Origin of the sequence: Leifsonia sp. NCR5, from assembly GCF_002105485.1 — a bacterium.
Classification (GTDB): domain Bacteria; phylum Actinomycetota; class Actinomycetes; order Actinomycetales; family Microbacteriaceae; genus Leifsonia.
The window spans coordinates 1-25,399 of sequence record NZ_NCSR01000006.1 but is presented as its reverse complement, the minus strand read 5'-3'; the positions used below and the strand labels follow the sequence as shown (position 1 = coordinate 25,399).

Annotated in this window: 37 protein-coding genes; 36 read left to right on the top strand and 1 reads right to left on the bottom strand. The window is 65.5% G+C overall.

Annotated elements, in window-relative coordinates:
* The first annotated feature begins 62 nt into the window (after positions 1-62).
* The 36 genes from B7438_RS06960 (at position 63) to B7438_RS06785 (ending at position 23,394) form a co-directional block, all read left to right on the top strand.
* Positions 63-359 carry a WXG100 family type VII secretion target gene (locus tag B7438_RS06960; RefSeq protein ID WP_085368822.1) on the top strand — a complete coding sequence of 99 codons (297 nt, stop codon included), beginning with the start codon at positions 63-65 and terminating at the stop codon, positions 357-359.
* Between the two features lie 388 nt (positions 360-747).
* Positions 748-1,122 (top strand): 30S ribosomal protein S12, encoded by a 375-nt coding sequence (gene rpsL / locus B7438_RS06955; protein ID WP_055787040.1) that lies wholly within the window; start codon positions 748-750, stop codon positions 1,120-1,122.
* A complete protein-coding gene (gene rpsG / locus B7438_RS06950) occupies positions 1,122-1,592 on the top strand; it encodes a 30S ribosomal protein S7 (protein ID WP_055894744.1) in 471 nt (156 codons plus the stop codon). Before rpsL ends, rpsG begins: the two co-directional genes overlap by 1 nt.
* 118 nt (positions 1,593-1,710) lie before the next feature.
* On the top strand, positions 1,711-3,825 hold the full coding sequence (fusA, locus tag B7438_RS06945) for an elongation factor G (RefSeq protein WP_085368821.1): 2,115 nt from the start codon (positions 1,711-1,713) through the stop codon (positions 3,823-3,825).
* Between the two features lie 113 nt (positions 3,826-3,938).
* Positions 3,939-5,132, top strand: coding sequence for an elongation factor Tu (gene tuf, locus B7438_RS06940; protein ID WP_055894752.1), 1,194 nt, complete (start codon positions 3,939-3,941; stop codon positions 5,130-5,132).
* A 417-nt stretch (positions 5,133-5,549) separates the two neighbouring features.
* Positions 5,550-6,023, top strand: a complete 474-nt coding sequence (locus tag B7438_RS06935; protein ID WP_085368820.1) for a hypothetical protein — start codon at positions 5,550-5,552, stop codon at positions 6,021-6,023.
* 381 nt (positions 6,024-6,404) lie between these two features.
* Positions 6,405-6,713 (top strand): 30S ribosomal protein S10, encoded by a 309-nt coding sequence (rpsJ, locus tag B7438_RS06930; RefSeq protein ID WP_005050520.1) that lies wholly within the window; start codon positions 6,405-6,407, stop codon positions 6,711-6,713.
* An 11-nt stretch (positions 6,714-6,724) separates the two neighbouring features.
* Positions 6,725-7,384: a 50S ribosomal protein L3 gene (rplC, locus tag B7438_RS06925; RefSeq protein ID WP_055894761.1), complete on the top strand. Its 660-nt coding sequence runs from the start codon at positions 6,725-6,727 to the stop codon at positions 7,382-7,384.
* A 4-nt stretch (positions 7,385-7,388) separates the two neighbouring features.
* Complete coding sequence (gene rplD, locus B7438_RS06920; protein ID WP_085368819.1) at positions 7,389-8,039, top strand: 50S ribosomal protein L4; 651 nt, start codon at positions 7,389-7,391, stop codon at positions 8,037-8,039.
* The gene (gene rplW / locus B7438_RS06915) at positions 8,039-8,335 is read left to right on the top strand and encodes a 50S ribosomal protein L23 (protein WP_085368818.1); all 297 of its coding nucleotides are present in this window, start codon (positions 8,039-8,041) and stop codon (positions 8,333-8,335) included. Before rplD ends, rplW begins: the two co-directional genes overlap by 1 nt.
* A 26-nt stretch (positions 8,336-8,361) precedes the next feature.
* The gene (gene rplB, locus B7438_RS06910) at positions 8,362-9,201 is read left to right on the top strand and encodes a 50S ribosomal protein L2 (RefSeq protein ID WP_055894771.1); all 840 of its coding nucleotides are present in this window, start codon (positions 8,362-8,364) and stop codon (positions 9,199-9,201) included.
* A 9-nt stretch (positions 9,202-9,210) separates the two neighbouring features.
* On the top strand, positions 9,211-9,492 hold the full coding sequence (gene rpsS, locus B7438_RS06905) for a 30S ribosomal protein S19 (RefSeq protein WP_055894775.1): 282 nt from the start codon (positions 9,211-9,213) through the stop codon (positions 9,490-9,492).
* Between the two features lie 24 nt (positions 9,493-9,516).
* Complete coding sequence (gene rplV / locus B7438_RS06900) at positions 9,517-9,909, top strand: 50S ribosomal protein L22 (protein WP_055894778.1); 393 nt, start codon at positions 9,517-9,519, stop codon at positions 9,907-9,909.
* A complete protein-coding gene (gene rpsC / locus B7438_RS06895; RefSeq protein WP_085368817.1) occupies positions 9,909-10,685 on the top strand; it encodes a 30S ribosomal protein S3 in 777 nt (258 codons plus the stop codon). The genes rplV and rpsC overlap by 1 nt, the downstream gene beginning before the upstream one ends.
* A gap of 2 nt (positions 10,686-10,687) precedes the next feature.
* Positions 10,688-11,107 carry a 50S ribosomal protein L16 gene (gene rplP, locus B7438_RS06890; protein WP_055894786.1) on the top strand — a complete coding sequence of 140 codons (420 nt, stop codon included), beginning with the start codon at positions 10,688-10,690 and terminating at the stop codon, positions 11,105-11,107.
* A complete protein-coding gene (gene rpmC, locus B7438_RS06885) occupies positions 11,107-11,436 on the top strand; it encodes a 50S ribosomal protein L29 (RefSeq protein ID WP_085368816.1) in 330 nt (109 codons plus the stop codon). Before rplP ends, rpmC begins: the two co-directional genes overlap by 1 nt.
* Entirely contained in the window at positions 11,436-11,741 is a 306-nt protein-coding gene (gene rpsQ / locus B7438_RS06880) for a 30S ribosomal protein S17 (protein WP_055894793.1), read from the top strand. The genes rpmC and rpsQ overlap by 1 nt, the downstream gene beginning before the upstream one ends.
* The gene (rplN, locus tag B7438_RS06875; RefSeq protein ID WP_055894798.1) at positions 11,738-12,106 is read left to right on the top strand and encodes a 50S ribosomal protein L14; all 369 of its coding nucleotides are present in this window, start codon (positions 11,738-11,740) and stop codon (positions 12,104-12,106) included. Before rpsQ ends, rplN begins: the two co-directional genes overlap by 4 nt.
* Before the next feature lie 3 nt (positions 12,107-12,109).
* The gene (gene rplX / locus B7438_RS06870) at positions 12,110-12,469 is read left to right on the top strand and encodes a 50S ribosomal protein L24 (protein WP_085368815.1); all 360 of its coding nucleotides are present in this window, start codon (positions 12,110-12,112) and stop codon (positions 12,467-12,469) included.
* Positions 12,469-13,056 carry a 50S ribosomal protein L5 gene (gene rplE / locus B7438_RS06865; protein WP_085368814.1) on the top strand — a complete coding sequence of 196 codons (588 nt, stop codon included), beginning with the start codon at positions 12,469-12,471 and terminating at the stop codon, positions 13,054-13,056. Before rplX ends, rplE begins: the two co-directional genes overlap by 1 nt.
* 103 nt (positions 13,057-13,159) lie before the next feature.
* The gene (rpsH, locus tag B7438_RS06860; protein ID WP_055894808.1) at positions 13,160-13,558 is read left to right on the top strand and encodes a 30S ribosomal protein S8; all 399 of its coding nucleotides are present in this window, start codon (positions 13,160-13,162) and stop codon (positions 13,556-13,558) included.
* A 6-nt stretch (positions 13,559-13,564) separates the two neighbouring features.
* A complete protein-coding gene (rplF, locus tag B7438_RS06855) occupies positions 13,565-14,101 on the top strand; it encodes a 50S ribosomal protein L6 (protein ID WP_085368813.1) in 537 nt (178 codons plus the stop codon).
* 2 nt (positions 14,102-14,103) lie between these two features.
* Positions 14,104-14,475 (top strand): 50S ribosomal protein L18, encoded by a 372-nt coding sequence (gene rplR / locus B7438_RS06850; protein ID WP_085368812.1) that lies wholly within the window; start codon positions 14,104-14,106, stop codon positions 14,473-14,475.
* On the top strand, positions 14,472-15,191 hold the full coding sequence (gene rpsE / locus B7438_RS06845) for a 30S ribosomal protein S5 (protein ID WP_082581390.1): 720 nt from the start codon (positions 14,472-14,474) through the stop codon (positions 15,189-15,191). The genes rplR and rpsE overlap by 4 nt, the downstream gene beginning before the upstream one ends.
* Positions 15,191-15,376 carry a 50S ribosomal protein L30 gene (gene rpmD, locus B7438_RS06840; RefSeq protein ID WP_085368811.1) on the top strand — a complete coding sequence of 62 codons (186 nt, stop codon included), beginning with the start codon at positions 15,191-15,193 and terminating at the stop codon, positions 15,374-15,376. Before rpsE ends, rpmD begins: the two co-directional genes overlap by 1 nt.
* Positions 15,376-16,110 carry a 50S ribosomal protein L15 gene (gene rplO / locus B7438_RS06835; protein WP_085368810.1) on the top strand — a complete coding sequence of 245 codons (735 nt, stop codon included), beginning with the start codon at positions 15,376-15,378 and terminating at the stop codon, positions 16,108-16,110. The genes rpmD and rplO overlap by 1 nt, the downstream gene beginning before the upstream one ends.
* An 83-nt stretch (positions 16,111-16,193) precedes the next feature.
* On the top strand, positions 16,194-17,516 hold the full coding sequence (gene secY / locus B7438_RS06830) for a preprotein translocase subunit SecY (RefSeq protein WP_085368809.1): 1,323 nt from the start codon (positions 16,194-16,196) through the stop codon (positions 17,514-17,516).
* The gene (locus tag B7438_RS06825; protein ID WP_179150747.1) at positions 17,513-18,121 is read left to right on the top strand and encodes an adenylate kinase; all 609 of its coding nucleotides are present in this window, start codon (positions 17,513-17,515) and stop codon (positions 18,119-18,121) included. Before secY ends, B7438_RS06825 begins: the two co-directional genes overlap by 4 nt.
* A 6-nt stretch (positions 18,122-18,127) precedes the next feature.
* Positions 18,128-18,958 carry a type I methionyl aminopeptidase gene (map, locus tag B7438_RS06820; protein WP_085368807.1) on the top strand — a complete coding sequence of 277 codons (831 nt, stop codon included), beginning with the start codon at positions 18,128-18,130 and terminating at the stop codon, positions 18,956-18,958.
* A gap of 185 nt (positions 18,959-19,143) precedes the next feature.
* On the top strand, positions 19,144-19,365 hold the full coding sequence (gene infA / locus B7438_RS06815; protein ID WP_021759551.1) for a translation initiation factor IF-1: 222 nt from the start codon (positions 19,144-19,146) through the stop codon (positions 19,363-19,365).
* Between the two features lie 78 nt (positions 19,366-19,443).
* On the top strand, positions 19,444-19,557 hold the full coding sequence (gene rpmJ / locus B7438_RS06810; RefSeq protein ID WP_021759549.1) for a 50S ribosomal protein L36: 114 nt from the start codon (positions 19,444-19,446) through the stop codon (positions 19,555-19,557).
* 170 nt (positions 19,558-19,727) lie between these two features.
* Positions 19,728-20,102 carry a 30S ribosomal protein S13 gene (rpsM, locus tag B7438_RS06805; protein WP_055894822.1) on the top strand — a complete coding sequence of 125 codons (375 nt, stop codon included), beginning with the start codon at positions 19,728-19,730 and terminating at the stop codon, positions 20,100-20,102.
* A gap of 41 nt (positions 20,103-20,143) precedes the next feature.
* Complete coding sequence (gene rpsK / locus B7438_RS06800; RefSeq protein ID WP_055821293.1) at positions 20,144-20,542, top strand: 30S ribosomal protein S11; 399 nt, start codon at positions 20,144-20,146, stop codon at positions 20,540-20,542.
* A 125-nt stretch (positions 20,543-20,667) separates the two neighbouring features.
* Entirely contained in the window at positions 20,668-21,663 is a 996-nt protein-coding gene (locus tag B7438_RS06795; protein WP_055894825.1) for a DNA-directed RNA polymerase subunit alpha, read from the top strand.
* Positions 21,664-21,732: 69 nt separating this feature from the next.
* Positions 21,733-22,287 carry a 50S ribosomal protein L17 gene (rplQ, locus tag B7438_RS06790; RefSeq protein WP_085368806.1) on the top strand — a complete coding sequence of 185 codons (555 nt, stop codon included), beginning with the start codon at positions 21,733-21,735 and terminating at the stop codon, positions 22,285-22,287.
* Positions 22,288-22,365: 78 nt separating this feature from the next.
* The gene (locus B7438_RS06785) at positions 22,366-23,394 is read left to right on the top strand and encodes a GNAT family N-acetyltransferase (protein ID WP_085368805.1); all 1,029 of its coding nucleotides are present in this window, start codon (positions 22,366-22,368) and stop codon (positions 23,392-23,394) included.
* Positions 23,395-23,404: 10 nt separating this feature from the next.
* On the opposite strand, the gene B7438_RS06780 is transcribed toward B7438_RS06785, so the two are convergent.
* A partial coding sequence (locus B7438_RS06780) for an acyltransferase family protein (RefSeq protein ID WP_085368804.1) occupies positions 23,405-25,399 on the bottom strand: 1,995 nt, incomplete at its 5' end.

Genomic DNA, 25,399 nt, shown 5'->3' with positions numbered 1-25,399 from the left:
AGTTTGATATCACTGGTCGGCCGAGGGGTTGGCCTCTCGGACAACACGAAGGGAACGACATCATGGCAAACATGAACGTCACGTACGGCGAGATGACCGATGCCGCCAACCGCCTCATCTCGGGCAAGGACGACATCACCGCCAAGCTCCACGAACTGCAGAACCTGGTCAACGGACTCGTCAACGGCGGCTTCGTCACCGACCAGGCCTCCGGCGCATTCCACACCTCGTACGAGCAGTTCACCAAGGGCACGACCGACGCGGTGAACGGTCTCGACGGGATGTCGCAGTTCCTCACCAAGGCCGCTGACGCTCTGCAGAACGTCGACAGCGAGCTCGCCAAGGGCATCGGCGGCTGAGTCCTCTCCGCCTCCACCGCGAAGCGCGGGCATCCACGATGGATGCCCGCGCTTCGCCGTATACTCCCAGCGGGGAGATCACGGGCTGCAGACGCGCCGCGCGCACCCGCATCCATTTGACCGGGCGCTGCCCGCGAGCTAAGATTTATCGGGTGTGCGCTCTGTCGCGCGCTCGTCTGGTGCCCAGGAATGGCCACCGCGAGTGGGCAGGCACGTACTCATCCGATGGGCAGGACAACCGCACGGGAGTCCGGCCCCCACGGCATATCGATGACGAACACTTCTGAACGTCGATCGGTCCCCCTGAGAAAAGACACGCCCAGCAGGGCGTGCCCTGGCTCGGGGAAGCAACACCTGTCACCGTGCAGTCCATATAAGGAGAAGTTCAGTGCCAACCATTCAGCAGTTGGTTCGGAAGGGCCGCAGCCCCAAGGTCACAAAGACCAAGGCGCCCGCCCTGAAGGCCAACCCCCAGCAGCGCGGCGTGTGCACCCGCGTCTACACCACCACCCCGAAGAAGCCGAACTCGGCTCTCCGCAAGGTGGCTCGCGTCAAGCTTTCCAACGGGACAGAGGTCACGGCCTACATCCCCGGTGAGGGCCACAACCTGCAGGAGCACTCGATGGTGCTCGTCCGCGGCGGTCGTGTGAAGGACCTCCCCGGTGTTCGCTACAAGATCGTCCGTGGCGCGCTGGACACCCAGGCCGTCAAGAACCGCAAGCAGGCTCGCAGCCGGTACGGCGCGAAGATGGAGAAGAAGTAATGCCTCGCAAGGGTCCAGCTCCCAAGCGCCCCGTCGTCGCAGACCCGGTCTACGGCGCACCGATCGTCAGCCAGCTCGTCAACAAGATCCTGCTCGACGGCAAGAAGGGCCTCGCAGAGCGCATCGTGTATGACGCGCTCGAAGGCGTCGCCTCCAAGTCCGGTCAGGATGCCGTCGTCACGCTCAAGAAGGCGCTCGACAACGTCCGCCCGACCCTCGAGGTCCGCAGCCGCCGCGTCGGTGGCTCGACCTACCAGGTCCCCGTCGAGGTCAAGCCGCACCGCGCGAACACGCTCGCGCTGCGCTGGCTCACCAGCTACGCCAAGGGTCGTCGCGAGAAGACCATGACCGAGCGCCTCACCAACGAGATCCTCGACGCGTCGAACGGCCTCGGCGCCGCTGTCAAGCGTCGCGAGGACACGCACAAGATGGCCGAGTCGAACAAGGCCTTCGCGCACTACCGCTGGTAAATCCGGCTCGCTGGTAATCCCGGTTCGGGCATTACCACGCCGGTCCGGGTGTTGTACTCCATGGAGTGCCCCACCCGGGCCGGCACCCCTTCACCTTTCTACTTTTCGGAGGAACCCTGTGGCACAGGACGTGCTCACCGACCTGAACAAGGTCCGCAACATCGGCATCATGGCCCACATCGATGCCGGCAAGACCACTACGACCGAGCGCATCCTGTTCTACACGGGCGTCAACCACAAGATCGGCGAGACCCACGACGGCGCTTCGACGACCGACTGGATGGAGCAGGAGAAGGAGCGCGGCATCACCATCACGTCCGCGGCCGTCACCTGTTTCTGGAACAAGAACCAGATCAACATCATCGACACCCCGGGTCACGTGGACTTCACCGTCGAGGTGGAGCGTTCGCTCCGCGTCCTCGACGGCGCCGTCGCCGTCTTCGACGGCAAGGAGGGCGTCGAGCCCCAGTCCGAGACCGTCTGGCGTCAGGCCGACAAGTACAACGTCCCGCGCATCTGCTTCGTCAACAAGATGGACAAGCTCGGCGCCGACTTCTACTACACGGTCGACACCATCGTCAGCCGCCTCGGCGCCAAGCCGCTGGTGCTGCAGCTCCCGATCGGTTCCGAGTCCGCCTTCGAGGGCGTCGTCGACCTCATCGAGATGCGTGCGCTGACCTGGCGCGGTGACGCAAAGGGTGACGTCCAGATGGGCGCCAAGTACGCCATCGAGGAGATCCCGGCCGACCTGGTCGACAAGGCCAACGAGTACCGTCAGACGCTGCTCGAGACCGTCGCGGAGAGCGACGACGCACTGCTCGAGAAGTTCTTCGGCGGTGAGGAGCTCACGGTCGCAGAGATCAAGGGCGCCATCCGCAAGATGACGATCAACAGCGAGCTCTACCCGGTGCTCTGCGGTTCCGCGTTCAAGAACCGCGGCGTGCAGCCGATGCTCGACGCTGTGATCGACTTCCTTCCGTCGCCGATCGACGTTCCGGCCATCGAGGCTCACGACCCGCGCGACGAGGAGAAGGTCATCCTTCGCCACGCCGACGCGTCCGAGCCGTTCTCGGCTCTGGCCTTCAAGGTCGCCGTCCACCCGTTCTTCGGTCGTCTGACCTACGTGCGCGTGTACTCCGGCCGTGTCGACAGCGGTGCTGGCATCGTCAACTCGACCAAGGGCAAGAAGGAGCGCATCGGGAAGATCTTCCAGATGCACGCCAACAAGGAGAACCCGGTCGACTTCCTGACCGCTGGCAACATCTACGCCGTGATCGGCCTCAAGGACACCACCACCGGTGACACCCTGTGCGACCCGGACAACCAGGTCGTCCTCGAGTCGATGACGTTCCCCGAGCCCGTCATCGAGGTCGCGATCGAGCCGAAGACCAAGGCCGACCAGGAGAAGCTGGGCACCGCGATCCAGAAGCTCGCCGAGGAAGACCCGACGTTCCGCACCGAGCAGAACCAGGAGACCGGTCAGACGGTCATCAAGGGTATGGGTGAGCTTCACCTGGACATCCTGGTCGACCGCATGAAGCGCGAGTTCAACGTCGAGGCCAACGTCGGCAAGCCCCAGGTGGCCTACCGCGAGACCATCCGTCGCGCGGTCGAGAAGTACGACTACACCCACAAGAAGCAGACCGGTGGTTCTGGCCAGTTCGCCAAGATCCAGATCACGATCGAGCCGATGGATGTCACGCCGGAGACGAGCTACGAGTTCGTCAACGCTGTGACGGGTGGCCGCGTCCCGCGCGAGTACATCCCCTCGGTCGACCACGGTATCCAGGACGCGATGCAGGTGGGTGTTCTCGCCGGCTTCCCGACCGTGGGTGTCAAGGCCACCCTCGTGGATGGCGCTTCGCACGACGTCGACTCCTCGGAGATGGCGTTCAAGATCGCCGGCTCGATGGCCTACAAGGAGGCCGCGCGCAAGGCGAACCCCGTGCTCCTCGAACCGCTCATGGCGGTCGAGGTTCGCACGCCGGAAGAGTACATGGGCGATGTGATCGGTGACCTCAACTCACGACGTGGTCAGATCCAGTCGATGGAGGACGCGAGCGGGGTCAAGGTGATCCGCGCGAACGTTCCGCTGTCGGAGATGTTCGGGTACATCGGCGACCTGCGGTCGAAGACCTCGGGCCGTGCGGTCTACTCGATGACCTTCGACAGCTACGCGGAGGTTCCCAAGGCTGTTGCCGACGAGATCGTCCAGAAGAACAAGGGCGAGTGACTCCGGTCACCCTCCTTTCGCAGTATCCCGTAACATAGATAAACAATCCCGTAGAGTTGCCGGCCGGAAACCATCGGCCGGGGCTTCTACACGAGAGTCCTGAGGAGGACCCAGTGGCTAAGGCCAAGTTCGAGCGGACTAAGCCGCACGTCAACATCGGAACCATCGGTCACGTCGACCACGGAAAGACGACGCTCACCGCGGCGATCTCGAAGGTGCTTGCTGACAAGTACCCGTCGGCGACCAACGTTCAGCGCGACTTCGCGTCGATCGACTCGGCTCCGGAAGAGCGTCAGCGCGGTATCACGATCAACATCTCGCACGTCGAGTACGAGACCCCGAAGCGCCACTACGCGCACGTTGACGCCCCTGGGCACGCCGACTACATCAAGAACATGATCACCGGTGCCGCTCAGATGGACGGCGCGATCCTCGTGGTCGCCGCTACCGACGGCCCGATGGCGCAGACCCGTGAGCACGTGCTGCTCGCGAAGCAGGTCGGTGTTCCGTACCTGCTCGTCGCGCTCAACAAGTCCGACATGGTCGACGACGAGGAGATCCTGGAGCTCGTCGAGCTCGAGGTTCGCGAGCTTCTGTCGAGCCAGGACTTCGATGGCGACAACGCCCCCGTCGTTCGCGTCTCGGGCCTCAAGGCTCTCGAGGGCGACGAGAAGTGGGTCGAGTCGATCGTCGAGCTCATGGACGCCGTCGACAACTCCATCCCCGACCCGGTGCGCGACAAGGACAAGCCGTTCCTGATGCCGATCGAGGACGTCTTCACGATCACCGGTCGTGGAACCGTCGTCACCGGCCGCGCCGAGCGTGGAACCCTCGCCATCAACTCCGAGGTCGAGATCGTCGGCATCCGCCCGACGCAGAAGACCACGGTCACTGGTATCGAGATGTTCCACAAGCAGCTCGACGAGGCATGGGCCGGCGAGAACTGTGGTCTGCTCCTCCGTGGAACCAAGCGTGAGGACGTCGAGCGCGGTCAGGTCGTCGTGAAGCCGGGTTCGGTTACGCCGCACACCAACTTCGAGGGCACCGCGTACATCCTGTCCAAGGATGAGGGTGGGCGTCACAACCCGTTCTACGCGAACTACCGTCCGCAGTTCTACTTCCGCACCACCGACGTCACCGGCGTCATCACGCTGCCCGAGGGCACCGAGATGGTCATGCCCGGCGACACCACCGACATGACGGTCGAGCTGATCCAGCCGATCGCTATGGAGGAGGGCCTCGGCTTCGCCATCCGTGAGGGTGGCCGCACCGTGGGCGCTGGTACGGTCACGAAGATCATCAAGTAGTCTTCTCCGACTGCTCGGAAAGGGGCTGGACCGAAAGGTCCGGCCCCTTTTTGCATTCCCCCATCGGGTCCTGGGCGTTTGCTCCAGGGGGTTTACCTCCCGCTGGGCAAAGCGCAGAATGAGGACACCGTTTCAACCGGACGGTTCCGTCGATGAAGGGAGAGCGTATGGATATCCATGACCTCGCAAACCAGGCCAACCCGCAGACAGGCATTCGGACGGAAAGTTCGGGAGTCGCGTAAGCGGTCCCATTGGCAACAGCACGGGGTGACGGCGCGAGGCGTCACCCGAGCGGGGCTCCGGCGTTCAGCCGGGCCCCGCTCTGTGCGTCTGGCGCTTGGGGACACCGCCCGTAGTGCCGACCGTCTCGGACCGCTGCTGGCGCGTAACGGGGTGCTGCCGATAAGGTCCTGATGCATGGGCTACTTCGTGCTCGTCATCGCGCAGACCGTGGTGCTTCCGATCGTCTCCGGTTCGATCGAGCTGGCGGTGGGCGGGGGAGACCCCGTGCTGGTCTTCGGCAAGTGGTGGGTGTTCTGGGGAGTCGGCACGCGGCTGCTCGTGGCTGGCGTCGCGCAGGTCTCCGGCAGGGGGCCGACCACGGCGATCCTGGGCGCTGCCACGCCGACGGTGCAGGAAAAGCAGCTCACGCGCGAGCTCGGCACGGCCAACCTCGGCATGGGAATCGCCGGCCTGCTGGCACTCGTGCCAGGGTGGGCTCTCCCCGCGGGCATCGCGGGCGGCGTCTTCCTCCTGATCGCCGGGCTGATGCACCTGCCGAAGAGGGGCAAGAACGCGCAGGAGGCGCTCGCGACGTGGACGGATCTGCTGGTCGGGATCGTCGTCGTGGTGCTCGCCGTCGACGTGATCGTCCGGGCTTTCTCGGGCTGAGGGCGAGCGCGAAGCGGCGTGCGACGCGCCCGCGACACGCCCGGGTTGCAGCTTGGGCCGGAGTCTGGCAAACTTGTCTAGTTCAACATTTCGGAACGAGTGCGCTCATGTGCGCTCCGAACGGATCACTGCCAGGCAGTGCATAGCCCACCGAGACGCCGCCAGGCGGCATTCGGAAGATGGTTAGGCCGCGGGTAGAAGAGCAAAGCTTAATCGACAACCTCGAAGACAAGGGTTCACCCATGTCCGCGGGCGGTCGATGAGTTGACAGAAGAATAGTGGCGTTCCCCAACAAGCGTTCGTCGCATCCGCGTCCAATGCGAGTCAGGTTCTCTCGGGAGCCGGTCTCGTACGACGCCATAACAAGAGAGTGAGTCAGACATGGCGGGACAGAAGATCCGCATCCGGCTTAAGTCGTATGACCACGAGGTCATCGACACCTCGGCGCGCAAGATCGTCGACACGGTTACCCGTGCAGGCGCTACCGTCGTCGGCCCGGTGCCCCTTCCCACCGAGAAGAACGTGGTGTGTGTCATCCGTTCTCCCCACAAGTACAAGGACAGCCGTGAGCACTTCGAGATGCGCACGCACAAGCGGCTGATCGACATCATCGACCCGACGCCGAAGGCCGTCGACTCGCTCATGCGTCTCGACCTGCCCGCCGACGTCAACATCGAGATCAAGCTCTAAGGGGGAGTGCCATGTCGAACATCGAAACCAAGACCTCCCGTGGCCTCCTCGGCAAGAAGCTCGGAATGACCCAGGTCTGGGATGAGAACAACAAGCTCATCCCCGTGACCGTCATCGAGATCACGCCGAACGTCGTCACCCAGGTCCGCACCCCCGAGGTCGACGGCTACAACGCCGTCCAGATCGCCTACGGCCAGATCGACCCGCGCAAGGTCAACAAGCCGTCGGCAGGTCACTTCGACAAGGCCGGCGTCACGCCGCGCCGTCACCTCACCGAGGTCCGCACCGCAGACGCCGCCGAGTACTCGGCCGGCCAGGAGCTCACCGTCGACGCCACGTTCGAGGCCGGCCAGCTGGTCGACGTCGTCGGAACGTCCAAGGGTAAGGGCTTCGCCGGTGTGATGAAGCGTCACAACTTCAAGGGTGTCTCCGCCTCGCACGGTGCACACCGCAACCACCGCAAGCCGGGTTCCATCGGCGCCTCCTCGACCCCGAGCCGTGTCTTCAAGGGCATGCGCATGGCCGGTCGCATGGGTGGCGAGCGTGTGACCGTTCTGAACCTCAAGGTTCAGGCCGTCGACGCAGAGAAGGGCCTCCTGCTGGTCAAGGGCGCCGTTCCCGGCGCTCGCGGCCGCATCGTTTTCGTCCGCAACGCAGTGAAGGGGGCCTAGTCGCATGGCTACCTCGATTGACGTTCTCGATGTCAAGGGCAAGAAGGCAGGCTCTGTCGAGCTTCCCGCCGAGCTCTTCGACGTCCAGACCAACATCCCGCTGATCCACCAGGTCGTCGTCGCGCAGCTCGCTGCGGCGCGTCAGGGAACTCACAAGACCAAGCGTCGTGGTGAGGTCTCCGGTGCAGGTCGCAAGCCGTTCAAGCAGAAGGGAACCGGTCGCGCTCGTCAGGGCTCGATCCGCGCCCCTCAGATGACCGGTGGTGGCATCGTCCACGGACCGGTGCCCCGCAGCTACGCGCAGCGCACCCCCAAGAAGATGATCGCCGCTGCTCTGCTCGGTGCTCTCTCCGACCGCGCCCGCGGAAGCCGCCTGCACGCCGTCGAGTCGCTCGCCCTCGGTGAGACCCCGTCGACCAAGGCCGTCGCAGAGTACCTCGCCACTGTCGCCACCTCGAAGCACGTCCTCATCGTGCTCGAGCGCGACGACGCGGTGAGCCTCAAGAGCGTCCGCAACCTGCCCACCGTCCACACGCTGACCTTCGACCAGCTGAACGCGTACGACGTGCTCGTCAGTGACGACATCGTCTTCACGAAGGGTGCGCTCGAAGGCTTCATCGCTTCGAAGTCCAACAAGGAAGAGGTGAACGCGTAATGGCCGTCAACAAGGACCCGCGCGACATCATCATCGCCCCGGTCGTCTCTGAGAAGAGCTACGGCCTGATCGACGAGGGCAAGTACACGTTCGTCGTCGACCCGCGTTCGAACAAGACCGAGATCAAGCTCGCCATCGAGAGCATCTTCAAGGTCCAGGTCGCCTCGATCAACACCCTGAACCGTCAGGGCAAGACGCGTCGCACCAAGTTCGGCACCGGCAAGCGCAAGGACACCAAGCGTGCCATCGTCACGCTCAAGTCCGGTTCCATCGACATCTTCACGGCAGTTGGCTAAGGCCGGGATCTAGAGGAAAACAGACAATGGCTATTCGTAAGTACAAGCCCACGACCCCCGGTCGTCGCGGTTCGAGCGTTGCCGACTTCGCTGAGATCACCCGGTCGACGCCCGAGAAGTCGCTGCTCCGTCCGCTGTCGAAGACCGGTGGCCGCAACAACCAGGGCCGCATCACGACCCGTCACATCGGTGGTGGCCACAAGCGCCAGTACCGCGTGATCGACTTCCGTCGCAACGACAAGGACGGCGTCAACGCGAAGGTCGCTCACATCGAGTACGACCCCAACCGCACCGCACGTATCGCGCTGCTCCACTTCGTGGACGGCACCAAGCGCTACATCCTGGCCCCGAACAAGCTGTCGCAGGGCGACATCGTCGAGTCGGGTGCAGGCGCGGACATCAAGCCGGGCAACAACCTGCCGCTGCGCAACATCCCCACCGGTACCGTGATCCACGCGATCGAGCTCAAGCCGGGCGGTGGCGCAAAGCTCGCCCGTTCGGCCGGCGCTTCCGTGCGTCTCGTCGCCAAGGACGGCCCGTACGCGCAGCTCCGTCTGCCGTCGGGTGAGATCCGCAACGTGGATGCACGCTGCCGCGCGACGATCGGCGAGGTCGGCAACGCCGAGCAGTCGAACATCAACTGGGGCAAGGCAGGCCGCATGCGCTGGAAGGGCGTCCGCCCGACCGTCCGTGGTGTTGCCATGAACCCGATCGACCACCCGCACGGTGGTGGTGAGGGCAAGACCTCCGGTGGTCGTCACCCGGTCAGCCCGTGGGGTCAGAAGGAAGGCCGCACCCGCCACCCGAACAAGGAAAGCGACAAGCTCATCGTGCGTCGTCGTACTGTCGGCAAGAAGCGTAAGTAGGAGTAGAAGATGCCACGCAGTCTCAAAAAGGGCCCCTTCGTCGACGACCACCTGCTTCGCAAGGTTGTCGCCGCGAACGAGGCCAACAGCAAGAACGTGATCAAGACCTGGTCGCGCCGCTCGATGATCGTCCCGGCCATGCTGGGTCACACCATCGCGGTGCACGACGGTCGCAAGCACATCCCGGTGTTCGTCACCGAGACCATGGTTGGGCACAAGCTCGGTGAGTTTGCTCCCACCCGCACCTTCCGTGGACACGTGAAGGACGACAAGAAGGGTCGTCGCCGCTAACGCGGTGACGTAAGGAGGAGAGAAATGGTGGAGTCGATCGCACGCGTGCGACACATCCGCGTGACCCCCCAGAAGGCTCGTCGCGTCGTCAACCTGATTCGCGGCAAGCAGGCACAGGAGGCCCTGGCCATCCTGAAGTTCGCCCCGCAGGGTGCGAGCGAGCCGGTGTACAAGCTCGTCGCCTCGGCGATCGCCAACGCGCGAGTCAAGGCCGACCAGTCGAACACCTATCTGGACGAGCAGGACCTGTACGTGAGCAGCGCATTCGTTGACGAGGGCACGACCCTCAAGCGCTTCCAGCCGCGTGCACAGGGCCGGGCCTTCCGCATCAACAAGCGCACCAGCCACATCACGATCGTCCTCGCGACGCCGGATGAGGCCGCAGCTGCCAAGGCTACGAAGAAGGCGAGCAAGTAATGGGTCAGAAAGTCAATCCATACGGCTTCCGTCTGGGCATCACCACCGACCACGTGTCGCGGTGGTTCTCGGACAGCACCAAGCCGGGTCAGCGGTACAGTGACTACCTCGCCGAGGACGTCAAGATCCGTCGTCTGCTGCAGACGTCGCTCGACCGCGCGGGTGTTTCCCGCATCGAGATCGAGCGCACCCGTGACCGTGTCCGCGTCGACATCCACACCGCCCGCCCGGGCATCGTGATCGGTCGTCGTGGCGCAGAGGCAGAGCGCATCCGCGCCGACCTCGAGAAGCTCACGGGCAAGCAGATCCAGCTGAACATCCTCGAGGTCAAGAACCCCGAGGCCGACGCTCAGCTCGTCGCTCAGGGCATCGCAGAGCAGCTCTCCGCACGTGTGGCGTTCCGCCGCGCGATGCGCAAGGGCCTGCAGGGCGCCCAGCGCGCAGGCGCCAAGGGTGTCCGCATCCAGGTGTCCGGCCGTCTCGGCGGCGCTGAGATGAGCCGCTCGGAGTTCTACCGCGAGGGCCGTGTGCCGCTGCACACGCTCCGCGCCAACATCGACTACGGCTTCTACGAGGCCAAGACCACTTTCGGTCGCATCGGTGTCAAGGTGTGGATCTACAAGGGCGACATCACGAACAAGGAGCTTGCTCGCGAGCAGGCCAACCAGAAGCCGTCGCGCGAGCGCAACGACCGTGACCGTCCGCGTCGCGGCGGTGGCCGGGGCAACGCCCCTGCAGCCGAGAGCGCGCCGGCCGCAGCAGGAGTTGAGGCATAACCATGTTGATCCCACGTAGAGTCAAGCACCGCAAGCAGCACCACCCCGGCCGTTCCGGCCAGGCCACTGGTGGCACGAAGGTCTCCTTCGGCGAGTTCGGCATCCAGGCCCTGACCCCCGCGTACGTGACGAACCGTCAGATCGAGTCCGCTCGTATCGCGATGACCCGTCACATCAAGCGTGGTGGCAAGGTGTGGATCAACATCTACCCCGACCGTCCGCTCACGAAGAAGCCGGCCGAAACCCGCATGGGTTCCGGTAAGGGTTCCCCCGAGTGGTGGGTCGCCAACGTCAAGCCGGGTCGAGTCCTCTTCGAGGTCTCTGGTGTCAGCGAGGAACTCGCTCGCGAGGCCATGACCCGTGCAATTCACAAGCTGCCCCTCAAGGCACGCATCATCAAGCGCGAGGAGGGCGACGCGTAATGGCGATCGGATCCAAGGAGCTCGCATCCGCAGAGCTCGACACTTTCGAAGACGAGCGTCTCGTCGACGAGCTGAAGAAGGCCAAGGAAGAGCTGTTCAACCTGCGCTTCCAGTCGGCCACCGGCCAGCTCGAGAGCCACGGCCGCCTGCGCGCCGTGAAGCGCGACATCGCTCGTATCTACACGGTCATCCGTGAGCGCGAGCTCGGCATCAGGGCCACCCCGGCCCCCGCCGAGGTCGCCGACGCGAAGGCTGAGAAGAAGACCAAGGCGAAGAAGGCCGCCCCCGCGGCCGCCGACGCCGAGACTGAGACTGAGGAGGCCAAGTAATGGCTGAGACCACCAAGGCTGCGGCCGCGGAGTCGGCGGCCGACGAGGCCCTCGTCCGCGGGTACCGCAAGGCCCGTCGCGGTTACGTCGTCAGCGACAAGATGGACAAGACCATCGTCGTCGAGGTCGAAGACCGCGTGAAGCACCCCCTGTACGGCAAGGTCATCCGCCGCACCTCCAAGGTGAAGGCGCACGATGAGAGCAACAGCGCCGGCATCGGCGACCTCGTTCTCATCAACGAGACCCGTCCGCTGAGCGCCTCCAAGCGGTGGCGCCTGGTTGAGATTCTGGAGAAGGCCAAGTGATTCAGCAGGAATCCCGAGTCAAGGTCGCCGATAACACGGGCGCCAAGGAGCTCCTCACGATTCGCGTGCTCGGCGGCTCCGGCCGTCGTTACGCCGGCCTGGGCGACACGATCGTCGCCACGGTCAAGGACGCGATCCCCGGCGGCAATGTCAAGAAGGGCGACGTCGTCAAGGCTGTCATCGTGCGCGTGGTGAAGAACACCCGCCGCCCGGACGGCTCATACATCAAGTTCGATGAGAACGCCGCAGTGATCTTGAAGAACGACGGGGACCCCCGCGGTACCCGCATCTTCGGACCGGTCGGTCGCGAACTCCGCGACAAGAAGTTCATGAAGATCATCTCGCTGGCCCCGGAGGTGCTGTAACACATGGCGAACATCAAGAAGGGCGACCTGGTCCAGGTCATCTCCGGTGCGTCGCAGGCGCGCGGAGGCGACAAGGGCAAGCAGGGTCGCGTCATCGAGGTTCTCGTCGAGAAGAACCGCGTGATCGTCGAGGGCGTCAACTTCGTCACCAAGCACGTCCGCGTCGGACAGACGCAGCGTGGCACGAAGACCGGCGGCATCGAGACGCACGAGGCTCCGATCCACGTCTCCAACGTGGCGCTCGTCGACCCCGAGACCAAGAAGCCGACCCGCGTCGGTTTCCGCAACGAGACTGTCACGAAGGACGGCGTCACCAAGACGGTCCGCGTTCGTTACGCCAAGAAGTCAGGTAAGGACCTGTAATGACCGACACTGCAACCGCTGCTGGCAAAATCCAGCCGCGTCTCAAGCAGAAGTACAAGAACGAGATCGCAGCGCAGCTGTCCAAGGACCTCGGCTTCACCAACCCGCACCAGGTGCCGGGTCTCGTGAAGATCGTCGTCAACATGGGCGTCGGCGAGGCTGCTCGTGACGGCAAGGTCATGGATGGTGCGGTCGCAGACCTCACCAAGATCACCGGTCAGAAGCCGCAGGTCACCAAGGCCCGCAAGTCCATCGCGCAGTTCAAGCTGCGCGAGGGTCAGCCGATCGGCGCGCACGTCACGCTGCGTGGCGACCGCATGTGGGAGTTCCTCGACCGCCTGCTGTCTCTTGCACTTCCCCGTATCCGCGACTTCCGCGGTCTGTCGGACAAGCAGTTCGACGGAACGGGCAACTACACCTTCGGTCTCACGGAGCAGGCGATGTTCCACGAGATCGACCAGGACCGCATCGACCGCGTCCGCGGAATGGACATCACTGTGGTGACCACCGCGAAGAACGACGAAGAGGGCCGCGCGCTGCTCAAGCAGCTCGGCTTCCCCTTCCGTTCCAACGAGGCCGCGAACTAGTCCTCACCCTGTCGGGCCGGCCGATCCGGCCGGCCCGCTTCCACCACAGGTCGTCAGTCGTGTAACGGCTGAACGAAACCTGGTGAACAAAGGAAACACCGAAATGACAATGACAGATCCGGTCGCAGACATGCTGACCAGACTGCGCAACGCGAACTCGGCGCACCACGACACCGTGTCGATGCCGCACTCGAAGCTCAAGGCGCACATCGCCGACATCCTCAAGTCCGAGGGTTACATCGCGAGCTGGGAGGTCAGCGACGCACGCGTCGGCCAGACCCTCACCCTCGGTCTGAAGTTCGGACCGAACCGCGAGCGTTCCATCGCCGGCATCAAGCGCGTCTCCAAGCCCGGACTCCGCGTCTACGCGAAGTCCACCGAGATCCCCAAGGTTCTCGGCGGCCTCGGCGTCGCCATCCTGTCCACCTCCTCCGGTCTGCTCACCGACCGTCAGGCTGAGAAGAAGGGCGTGGGTGGGGAAGTCCTCGCCTACGTGTGGTAGTTCGTCATGTCGCGTATTGGAAGACTGCCCATCAGCATCCCTGCCGGGGTTGATGTGAAGATCGACGGCCAGGCCGTCACCGTCAAGGGCCCGAAGGGCGAGCTCAGCCTCGTCGTCGCCAGCCCGATCGAGGTCAAGCTGGAAGAGGGCCAGGTGCTCGTCACCCGTCCCGACGACGAGCGCGCATCGCGTTCGCTGCACGGCCTGACCCGCACCCTGATCAACAACCAGATCATCGGCGTCACCGAGGGGTACTCCAAGGGACTCGAGATCGTCGGCACCGGTTACCGCGTCGCGCAGAAGGGCGCGGGCGTCGAGTTCGCTCTCGGATTCTCGCACCCGGTCAACGTCGAGCCGCCCGCGGGTATCACGTTCACGGTCGAGGGCAACAACAAGCTCACGGTCAGTGGTATCGACAAGCAGGCCGTCGGTGAGGTCGCCGCCAACATCCGTAAGATCCGCAAGCCCGAGCCCTACAAGGGCAAGGGTGTGCGCTACGCCGGCGAGGTTGTCCGCCGCAAGGCCGGAAAGGCTGGTAAGTAACCATGGCTCTCGGAACCAGAGGAAAGAGCAAGTCCGCAGCACGCGGCCGCCGTCACACCCGGCTCCGCAAGAAGGTCGAGGGCACCGCGGTCCGTCCGCGTCTGGTCGTCAACCGCTCGGCACGTCACGTCTTCGTCCAGATCGTCGACGACAGCAAGGGTCACACCCTCGCGTCTGCGTCGACCATGGAGGCGGACCTCCGCAGCTTCGACGGTGACAAGACCGCCAAGGCACGCAAGGTCGGCGAGCTCGTCGCCGAGCGCGCCAAGAGCGCTGGCGTCGACGCCGTCGTATTCGACCGTGGAGGCAGCAAGTACGCAGGTCGCGTCGCAGCTGTCGCCGAAGGAGCTCGAGAGGGTGGATTGAACCTGTGAGCGACGAACAGAACAACAAGGAGCAGACCGTGGCCTCTGAGCAGACGACCGACGCCCAGGCGCCGGTTGAGACTGCGGCATCGACCACCAACACCCAGAGCGAGCCCCGTGAGGCCCGCCGTGGTGGTCGCGAGCGCAACCCCAACCGTGATCGCGGCAGCCGCGACCAGGACAAGAGCCAGTTCCTCGAGCGCGTTGTGACCATCAACCGCGTCTCGAAGGTCGTCAAGGGTGGACGTCGCTTCAGCTTCACCGCCCTCGTCGTCGTCGGAGACGGCAACGGTCTGGTCGGTGTCGGCTACGGCAAGGCCCGCGAGGTCCCGCTGGCGATCTCGAAGGGCGTCGAAGAGGCGAAGAAGAACTTCTTCCGCGTCCCGCGCGTCGGCAACACCATCCCGCACCCCGTCCAGGGTGAGGCTGCAGCCGGTGTGGTGCTCCTGCGCCCCGCCGCGGCAGGTACCGGTGTTATCGCCGGTGGCCCGGTCCGCGCCGTCCTCGAGTGCGCCGGTATCCACGACGTCCTGAGCAAGTCGCTCGGTTCGTCCAACACGATCAACATCGTGCACGCGACCGTCGAGGCGCTGCAGCAGCTCGAGGAACCTCGCGCCGTTGCCGCTCGCCGTGGACTCGACTACGACCAGGTGGCTCCGGCTCGCCTGCTGCGTGCCGAGGCCCAGGCGGCAGAGGCCGCCGCGACCGCGAAGGCAGGTGCCTGATGGCTGCGCGTCTGAAGATCACGCAGATCAAGTCCAAAGTAAGTGAGAAGCAGTACCAGCGCGACACCCTTCGCAGCCTGGGACTCAAGCGCATCGGTGACGTCGTCGTTCGCGAGGACAACTCGCAGAACCGCGGGTACGTCAAGACCGTCGCTCACCTTGTCAAGGTCGAGGAGATTGACTAATGGCTGACGAAAAGGAAGCAACCACCAAGGCTGCCGCCAAGCCGGCCGCCGAGAAGAAGGCAGCTGCTGCCAAGGCTCCGGCCAAGGCCGCTGCTGAGAAGGCTCCGGCCAAGAAGGCTCCGGCGAAGGCCGCTGCCGACAAGCTGGCCGCCGAGAAGAAGGCTCCTGCTGCGAAGGCTCCGGCCGCCAAGGCTCCTGCCAAGGCTGCCGCAGCGTCGAAGGACGAGACCGTCGCCAAGGCTGACAAGCCCGCCGCGAAGGCCCCGGCCAAGAAGGCATCGCCCTCGGAGACCCGCGAGCACGTGCTCAAGGTTCACCACCTCCGTCCAGCAGCAGGTGCCAAGAAGGACCGCACCCGCGTCGGACGCGGTGAGGGCTCGAAGGGTAAGACGGCAGGCCGTGGTACCAAGGGTACGAAGGCTCGCTACTCGGTCCGCCCCGGATTCCAGGGTGGCCAGCTGCCGTTCCACATGCGGGCCCCGAAGCTTCGCGGCTTCAAGAACCCGTTCCGCGTCGAGTACCAGGTCGTGAACCTGGAGAAGCTCGCCGAGCTCTACCCGTCGGGTGGTGACGTCACCGTCACCGATCTCGTCGCCAAGGGCGCCGTTCGCAAGAACGAGAAGGTCAAGGTTCTCGGCAACGGGGACATTGCGGTTAAGCTGAACGTTGCGGTCGACAAGGTCTCCGGCTCTGCAGAGCAGAAGATCGTCGCCGCGGGTGGCTCGGTCAAGTAGCCACACCGTAAAGCTGTACAGTCGGGTGACCGGTATTTCTCCGGTCACCCGGCTGACTCCTTACAGGAAAGCAGGACGCACTTTTGTTTAGCGCCGTTGCGCGGATCTTCCGCACACCAGATCTTCGCCGGAAGATCGCCTTCACCTTGGGCGTCATCGCCCTGTTCCGCCTTGGCTCGTTCATCCCGGCGCCGTTCGTTGACTTCGGCAATGTGCAGACCTGTCTCAATGCCAACCAGGACACTTCTGGTCTCTATTCGCTCGTCAACCTGTTCTCGGGTGGCGCGCTCCTCAAACTCTCGATCTTCGCGCTCGGCATCATGCCGTACATCACCGCGTCGATCATCGTGCAGCTGTTGCGCGTGGTCATTCCGCGCTTCGAGACCCTCTACAAGGAGGGCCAGGCCGGTCAGGCCAAGCTCACGCAGTACACGCGTTACCTCACGATCGCGCTCGGCGTCCTTCAGTCGACCACGCTGATCACCGTCGCCCGCAGCGGCGCACTCTTCGGCACCACCGCCGTCTCGCAGTGCACCCAGCTCATCACGGACGACTCCTGGTACGCCATCATGCTCATGGTCATCACCATGACCGCCGGCACCGGCCTCATCATGTGGATGGGCGAGCTCGTCACCGAGCGCGGCATCGGCAACGGCATGTCCCTCCTCATCTTCACCTCGATCGCGGCTCAGTTCCCGAGCTCGCTCTGGGCCATCGCCCAGTCGCAGAGCATCGAGACGCTGCTGCTGGTGATCGCGATCGGCTTGCTGATCGTCATGGCGGTCGTCTTCGTCGAACAGTCGCAGCGGCGCATCCCTGTGCAGTACGCCAAGCGAATGGTGGGCAGGCGGACGTACGGCGGTAACAACACGTACATCCCGATCAAGGTCAACATGGCCGGTGTCGTGCCCGTGATCTTCGCGTCGTCGCTGCTCTACCTGCCGGCGCTGATCGCGCAGTTCAACCAGCCGGCAGCGGGCAAGGCTCCCGCGCCCTGGGTGACCTGGATCACGAACTACCTCACCAAGGGCGACCACCCGCTCTACATGCTGCTCTACTTCCTGCTGATCGTCGGCTTCACGTACTTCTACGTGGCCATCACGTTCAACCCGGAAGAAGTCGCCGACAACATGAAGAAGTACGGCGGCTTCATCCCCGGCATCCGTGCCGGCCGTCCGACCGCCGAATACCTCGACTACGTGCTCACCCGCGTCACCCTCCCCGGTTCGATCTATCTGGGTCTCGTCGCGCTGATACCGCTTGTCGCATTCGCGGTCATCGGAGCCAGTCAGAACTTCATGTTCGGCGGCACGTCCATCCTGATCATCGTCGGTGTCGGATTGGAGACGGTCAAGCAGATCGACTCCCAGCTCCAGCAGCGGCACTACGAAGGGCTTCTGCGTTGACCCGTATGCTGATCGTCGGACCTCCCGGAGCGGGCAAGGGCACTCAGGCCTCTCGCATCACCACCGCGTACGGGATCCCGGACATCTCCACGGGCGACATCTTCAGGGCCAACATCAAGAACGAGACGCCGCTCGGCCTGCAGGTCAAGGCGATCGTCGACGCGGGCGACTACGTCCCGGACAGCCTCACCAACGAGCTCGTCACCAACCGCATCGCTGAGGACGACGCCAAGAACGGCTTCCTGCTCGACGGATACCCGCGCACGCTCGACCAGGTGGCATACCTGGATGAGCTGCTCGAGAAGAACGGGCAGAAGCTCGACGCGGTCATCCAGCTGGTCGCAGACCAGGACGAGATCGTCGCCCGCCTCTCGAAGCGTGCGCAGGAGCAGGGTCGTGCAGACGACTCCGAGGAGGCCATCCGGCACCGCCAGGAGGTCTACGTGCGCGAGACCTCTCCGCTGATCGACGTGTACCGCTCGCGCGGACTCCTCGTCGAGGTCGACGGACTCGGCGACATGGACGAGGTGGCAGCACGCATCAAGTCGGCGCTCGCGAGCAAGGGCATCCTGCCCGTCGCGGAGCGCGACGAGTCCGTGGCATAGGCTCCGTTGGTCTTCAAGCGTTCGATCTACAAGTCGCCGGCGCAGCTCAGGCTGATGGTGGCGCCCGGTCTCGCGACCGCCGCATCGCTCGACGCCGTCCGGGATGCGCTCGTCGCCGGCGTCACCACGCTGCAGCTCGACGAGCTCGCTGAGCAGGCGATCATCGCCGCAGGCGGAATGCCGAACTTCAAGCTCGAACACGGCTACCACCACACCATCTGCTCGTCGGTGAACGACGAGGTCGTTCACGGCATCCCCGGTTCGCGCATCGTGCAGCCGGGGGACATCGTCTCCATCGACAGCGGTGCGATCCTCGACGGCTGGAACGGCGACTCGGCGCGCAGCTTCGTGCTGCCGGACCCGGCCAGGCCGGAGCTGGTCGCCGAGCGCCAGAAGCTCTCCGACGTGACCGAGCAGTCGCTCTGGCACGGCATCGCCAGGCTCGCGACGGCGAAGCACCTCAACGAGGTGGGCGAAGCCGTGGAGGACCACATCCTCTCGCAGGGCGAGTACGGCATCCTGACCGACTACATCGGACACGGGATCGGCCGCAGGATGCACGAGGAGCCCCCGGTCTTCAACTACCGCGTGCGCGCGAAGGGTCCGGAGGTGAAGCCGGGCCTGGTCGTCGCGATCGAGCCGATGGTGGTTCTCGGCGACCCGGAGACCTACGTGAAGGACGACGGCTGGACCGTCGCCACCGAGGACGGCTCGGCGGCAGCGCACTGGGAGCACAGCGTCGCCGTGCACAAGGACGGCATCTGGGTGCTGACCGCTGCCGACGGGGGAGCGGCCGGTCTCGCACCGTTCGGCATCACTCCGACTCCGATCGCGTGACCGGGCAGGGAATCCCGCCCCGACCGGGCTGTTCGCGGTCAGCGTGCGCAGATCATACACAAGGATTGGCAAAACGCCAGACAATCCCATAAGATTGATCCTTGGTGTCTTAGGCGCGTTTCAGCGTGCCGTCACCACAATCAACGCACGACCAGCAAACCACGACTTTTAGCGACAGTGAGGCTATGGCCAAAAAAGACGGCGTCATCGAGATCGAAGGATCCGTAGTCGAAGCTCTTCCCAACGCGATGTTCCGCGTTGAGTTGACCAACGGCCACAAGGTCCTTGCCCACATCTCCGGCAAAATGCGCCAGCACTACATCCGCATCCTCCCCGAGGACCGCGTGATCGTGGAGCTGAGCCCATACGACCTGACCCGCGGCCGGATCGTCTACCGCTACAAGTAAAGGTCTGCTGTAAGTAACGGCCTCGCCACCGGGTAGCCCCTGGCGAGGTACGAGGACAGCGAACAAAGGTAAAGAAATATGAAGGTCAAGCCCTCCGTCAAGAAGATCTGCGACAAGTGCAAGGTCATCCGTCGTAACGGCCGGGTCATGGTCATCTGCGAGAACCCGCGCCACAAGCAGCGCCAGGGTTAATCGCGGTTCCGGCCGGTGGGATGCATTTCCCGCCGGCCACCCATAACTCAATATCGAAATCTGGCAGTCCCAGATCCCGAATCGCGTGAGCGAGGAGGGGGACACCCCCGGTTGGAGGCCGGGGCACCGGGATTGCTGCAGACCTCCACTCACTCACAGGAGAAGCCACAATGGCACGTCTAGCAGGCGTTGACATCCCGCGCGAGAAGCGCGTGGAAGTCGCACTCACTTACATCTACGGCGTCGGCCGCACGCGGGCTCTGAAGACCCTCGCCGACACCGCAATCGACGGCAACATCCGCGTCAAGGATCTGTCCGACGACCAGCTCGTCGCCCTCCGCGACTACATCGAAGGCAACTTCAAGGTCGAGGGTGACCTCCGCCGCGAGGTCGCGGCCGACATCCGGCGCAAGGTCGAGATCGGCAGCTACGAGGGTATCCGTCACCGCAAGGGCCTCCCGGTCCGCGGTCAGCGCACCAAGACCAACGCTCGCACCCGCAAGGGCCCGAAGCGCACCGTGGCCGGCAAGAAGAAGGCTCGCTAGGCCTTAGCCAGCAGCCTCGCCCATAGGATTCAGGAGAAATCATGGCAGCACCCAAGTCGGCCGTTCGCAAGCCGCGCAAGAAAGAGAAGAAGAACATCGCCGTGGGCCAGGCCCACATCAAGTCGACGTTCAACAACACCATCGTTTCGATCACCGACACCACCGGTGCGGTCATCAGCTGGGCATCGTCCGGCGGCGTCGGCTTCAAGGGTTCGCGTAAGTCGACCCCGTTCGCCGCTCAGCTCGCCGCCGAGTCTGCTGCGCGTCAGGCGCAGGAGCACGGCATGAAGAAGGTCGACGTCTTCGTCAAGGGACCGGGCTCCGGTCGCGAGACCGCGATCCGTTCGCTCCAGGCCGCAGGCCTCGAGGTCGGCTCGATCAACGATGTCACCCCGCAGGCGCACAACGGTTGCCGCCCGCCGAAGCGTCGTCGCGTCTAAGCAGTAGTAGTTCTCTCAGTATCCATTTTCGCGCAGGCGGGGATCGGTGGCGGTTGGCCGTCATCGATCCCGGCGCGCAAATCGCAAGTGTCATATAGCGGACACTTAGCCGAAAGGAATCAACAGTGCTCATTGCACAGCGTCCTACGCTCGCCGAAGAGAACATTTCCGAGTTCCGCTCGCGGTTCGTGATCGAGCCCCTCGAGCCCGGTTTCGGTTACACCCTCGGCAACTCGCTTCGCCGCACCCTGCTGTCCTCGATCCCCGGCGCGGCTGTCACCAGCATCCGCATCGACGGCGTGCTGCACGAGTTCAGCACGGTCCCGGGTGTCAAGGAAGACGTCACCGAGATCATCCTGAACATCAAGGGACTCGTCGTCTCCAGCGAGCACGACGAGCCGATCACGGCGTACCTCCGCAAGACCGGCTCCGGTCAGGTGACCGCCGCCGACATCTCGGCTCCGGCCGGTGTGGAGATCCACAACCCCGAGCTCGTCATCGCGACCCTCAACGACAAGGCGAAGTTCGAGGTCGAGCTGACCATCGAGCGTGGCCGCGGCTACGTGTCGGCGACCCAGAACCGCAACGAGTACAGCGAGGCCGGTCAGATCCCGATCGACTCGATCTACTCCCCGGTCCTCAAGGTCACCTACCGTGTCGAGGCGACGCGTGCCGGTGAGCGCACCGACTTCGACCGCCTCGTGGTCGACGTCGAGACCAAGCCCGCGATCAGCCCCCGCGACGCCATCGCTTCGGCCGGCCGCACGCTGACCGAGCTGTTCGGTCTGGCCCGCGAGCTCAACACCGCGGCAGAGGGCATCGAGATCGGCCCCGCGCCGGTCGACGCCGTCCTCAGCTCCGAGCTGTCGATGCCGATCGAGGACCTCGACTTGTCCGTCCGGTCGTACAACTGCCTCAAGCGCGAGGGCATCAACACCGTCAGCGAGCTCGTCTCGCTCTCGGAGACGCAGCTGATGAACATCCGCAACTTCGGCCAGAAGTCGGTGGATGAGGTCAAGGACAAGCTGACCGAGATGGGCCTTTCGCTCAAGGACTCGGTCCCCGGCTTCGACGGCGCCCACTTCTACAGCGGCTACGAAGAAGACGAGACCACCATCTGAGGCTTGTCTTCCGACGACGCCACCTGATACATCGACACTGTCGATTTTTACAACTGGAGATAACCGATCATGCCTAAGCCCACCAAGGGCCCCCGCCTCGGAGGCGGTCCCGCGCACGAGCGCCTGATGCTCGCCAACCTGGCCGCTGCGCTCTTCACCCACAAGAGCATCAAGACCACGGAGACCAAGGCGAAGCGCCTGCGTCCGATCGCCGAGCGCCTCATCACGTTCGCGAAGCGCGGCGACCTGCACGCCCGCCGTCGCGTGTTGGCCACCATCCACGACAAGGGTGTGGTGCACGAGCTGTTCACCGAGATCGCTCCGCTCGTCGCCGAGCGCGAGGGTGGATACACCCGCATCACGAAGCTGGGCTTCCGCAAGGGCGACAACGCCTCGATGGTGCAGATCGAGCTCGTGCTCGAGCCTGTCACCCCGAAGGTGAAGTCGACCAAGTCGAGCACCACCGCCGCTCCGAAGGCTGCCCCGGCAGCAGAAGAGGCGCCGGTCGAGGCAGCTTCCACCGAGACCGAGGCCGCTGAGGCCGAGGTCGTCGAGGAGACCACCGCCGACGCGGAGGTCACCCCGAAGGAGACCACCGCAGAGGCCGAGGCCGAGAAGGCCTGACCTCACGGTTCACGAAGGCCCCGCATCCACTGGATGCGGGGCCTTCGTCGTTGCTGGGCCCGTCGCTAGGGTGGAGGCATGGCCGACCTCGACGACCTCCTGCCCGTGAACGAGCGCGTGACCACGCCTGCGACGCACGCCCCCGCGCATCCACTGGTCGCTCTGTGGCGTCCTGCCACGCAGGCGGATGTCGACGCCGTCACCGAGGCGCAGCGGGCGATGGATGCGGTGGACCACCCCGAGTGGCTGCACACCCGCGAGGAGGTGCAGGAGCTGTTCGACTACTCGTTCGTCGACCTCGCGGAGGACACCGTGCTCGGGTTCGACGGGGACGGCAGGCTCGTGGCGGTCGGGGTGACCACGATGCCCCCGCTGCAGGAGTCGCTCGTGCGCGTGTTCCTGGAGGGCGGCGTGCATCCCGAGGTGCGTGGCAGGGGCATCGGGCGCGAACTGCTGGCGTGGTCGCGCGCGCGTGCCGAGCAGAAGCTGGCGGCGTCGACCAAGCGTCTTCCCGCCTGGATCATGGCGTACGCCGACGAGCGCGCGGAGGACGCCGTGCGGCTGTTCCACCACGACGGGTTCGAGACCGCGCGCTACTTCTTCGAGCTGGAGCGCGACCTCGCGGAGCCGATCCCCGTGGTCGAGCCGGCGGACGGCATCCGGATCGTGCCGTTCAGCGACGAGCTGTCCGCTGGTGCGCTGGCCGCGCGCAACGACTCGTTCCGCGACCACTGGGCGAGCCAGCCGATGAGCGAGGAGCAGTGGGACGCGTGGATCGGCGGCACGTTCCGGCCGGACATCTCGTTCCTCGCGCTGTCCGGCGACCGGGTCGTCGGCTTCGCGCTCAACCAGGTAAACGAGGGCGACTGGGAGACCCAGGGCTTCACCGGTGCGTACATCGGGATGGTCGGGACCATCCGCGACGCGCGCGGCAAGCGGATCGCTCCCGCCCTTCTCGGCCGGACGATGGAGGCGTGCGCGGCGCTCGGTTGGCAGAAGGTGACGCTGTCCGTGGACGCGGAGAACCCGTCCGGCGCCCTCGGCCTCTACACCGGGATGGGGTTCGAGCGCACGGACGCCGAGGTCAGCCTGGTGCGCACGTATTGAGCCCGCTGCGTCACTGCGGGCGCGGGCCTGCCGTGTCCCACGGGTTGGCGACGCGCACGGGCGAGTTCGCCGCCAGCTGGAGCAGCGCATCGCGGAGCGCGTCGGCGTAGACCAGGCCGCCACGGTGGCCGGGGTGGATCTGGTCGTCGGCGAGCAGGTCGAGGTGGCCGGCGATGTCCTCTCGCCAGGGCGCGACGGCGACCTGCTTCGGGTGGGCAGCGGCGAAACCGGCGATGGTGCTGTTGACACCCTCCGTCCAGGATCGCGGCGCCTGCACGGTGACCAGCACGAGCTTCCTGCTCGGCCCGATCGCGTCGAGGAGGTCGCCGAGGGTGTCGGCGCTGATCGAGCCGTTCGTCCCGAGCCCCACCAGCACGACGGGCCGCAGCCCGCCCGCCTCCGCGGCCGAGCGCACGAGCGCAGGCGCCGCGCTCAGCTGCCGGGAGACGACGGCGTCGATCCGGATACCCGGGAACCGTTCTTGCAGTGCGGGAGCGGACGCGAGCATCACCGAGTCGCCGAACGCCGAGATGTCCGTGCCGGTGGCGACCGGCTGCGGGTCTGGCGGGATGCGCAGGTGCTGCCGGTCGTGCGGGACGGAGTCTCCTCCGTGCTGCTGGCCGGCGGTCGGTCCGCCGAGCGAGGCCGAGCCGCGCTCGATGAAGCGCTGGGCGCCCGTCGCCGCGGGCGCGACGACCATCGCCGCGACCGTCGCCACGGAGAGCACGGCGGCGACCGCGACCACAGAGACGCCGCCGGCACGTGCAGCCCGGGATGCGCGCATCCTGCGCCTGCCCGCGGCGAGCACTCCGCGCATCCCGTGCCGGCGGATGGGCTGCTCGACCCAGCGGTAGGACAAGAAGGCGGCGGCCGATGCGATGGCGAGCGCTCCGAAGCCGACGATCGGGGCCATCACCGGGTCGTGCTCGTCGGGGACGATGGCGCAGACGAGCACGAACACCGGCCAGTGCCAGAGGTACAGTCCGTACGATCGCGCGCCGACCGCCTGGAGCGGTCGGGTGTCGAGGATGCGGCCGAGCCGCGCGCCGGGGACGACGGCTGCCCAGATTGCGATGGCGCTGAGGACGCTGACCAGCACGAGGCCGCCGCGGTAGGTGAACGCGGCGTCGTCGGGCAGCAGCACGCAGGCCGCGACCAGACCGGCCAGCGAGAGCACGCCGAGCGGCGGCAGCCACCTCCGGACGAAGGTCTGCATCGCTGTCTCGCCGGCGTCGAGGTCGAGCGGGCGGGAGCGCGCGATCAGGATGGCGAGGGCGGCGCCGATGGCCAGCCCGAAGCTGTGCGTGTCCGAACCGAAGTAGACGCGGGTGGGGTCGCCGTCCGGCGGGTACAGCGCGAACATCGCCACGGCCGATGCGACCGCCACCGCGGAGACGACCGCGAGCCTCGCCCACCACGGGCGCAGCAGTGCGACGGCGAGGATGACGAGCGGCCAGACGAGGTAGAACTGCTCCTCGACCGCCAGCGACCAGAGGTTGCGGTACAGCTCGGGCGCATCCTGGGCGAAGTAGCTGCTGTCGGCCCCGATCGACAGCCAGTTGGCGCTGAACGTCGCCGCCCCGAGGATCTGCCGCGGCAACCCGACGAGCACGTCCCCTCCCACGGCCAGCGCGGCAGCGGAGCAGACGAGGACGAGCACCACGATCGCCGGCACGAGCCGTCGCGCACGCCGCACCCAGAACCCGCGCAGGTCGATGCGGCCCGTGCCGGAGCGCTCGCGCTTCAGCAGGCTGGTGATCAGGAAGCCGCTCACCACGAAGAAGATGTCGACACCGATGAACCCGCCGGGCAGGATGCCGGGGAACAGGTGGTAGACGAGCACGGCGGCGACCGCGAACGCGCGCAGGCCGTCCAGCCCCGCGTAGCGGCGCCGCGCGTTCCTGCCCGCGAACGGCGGGTGTCCGGAGGGACGCACGGTGACGGTGGGGCGGACCGTGAGCCGAGGCTGGCGGCCGGGATGCGAGGGGAGAGTGCGGCTGGGGGA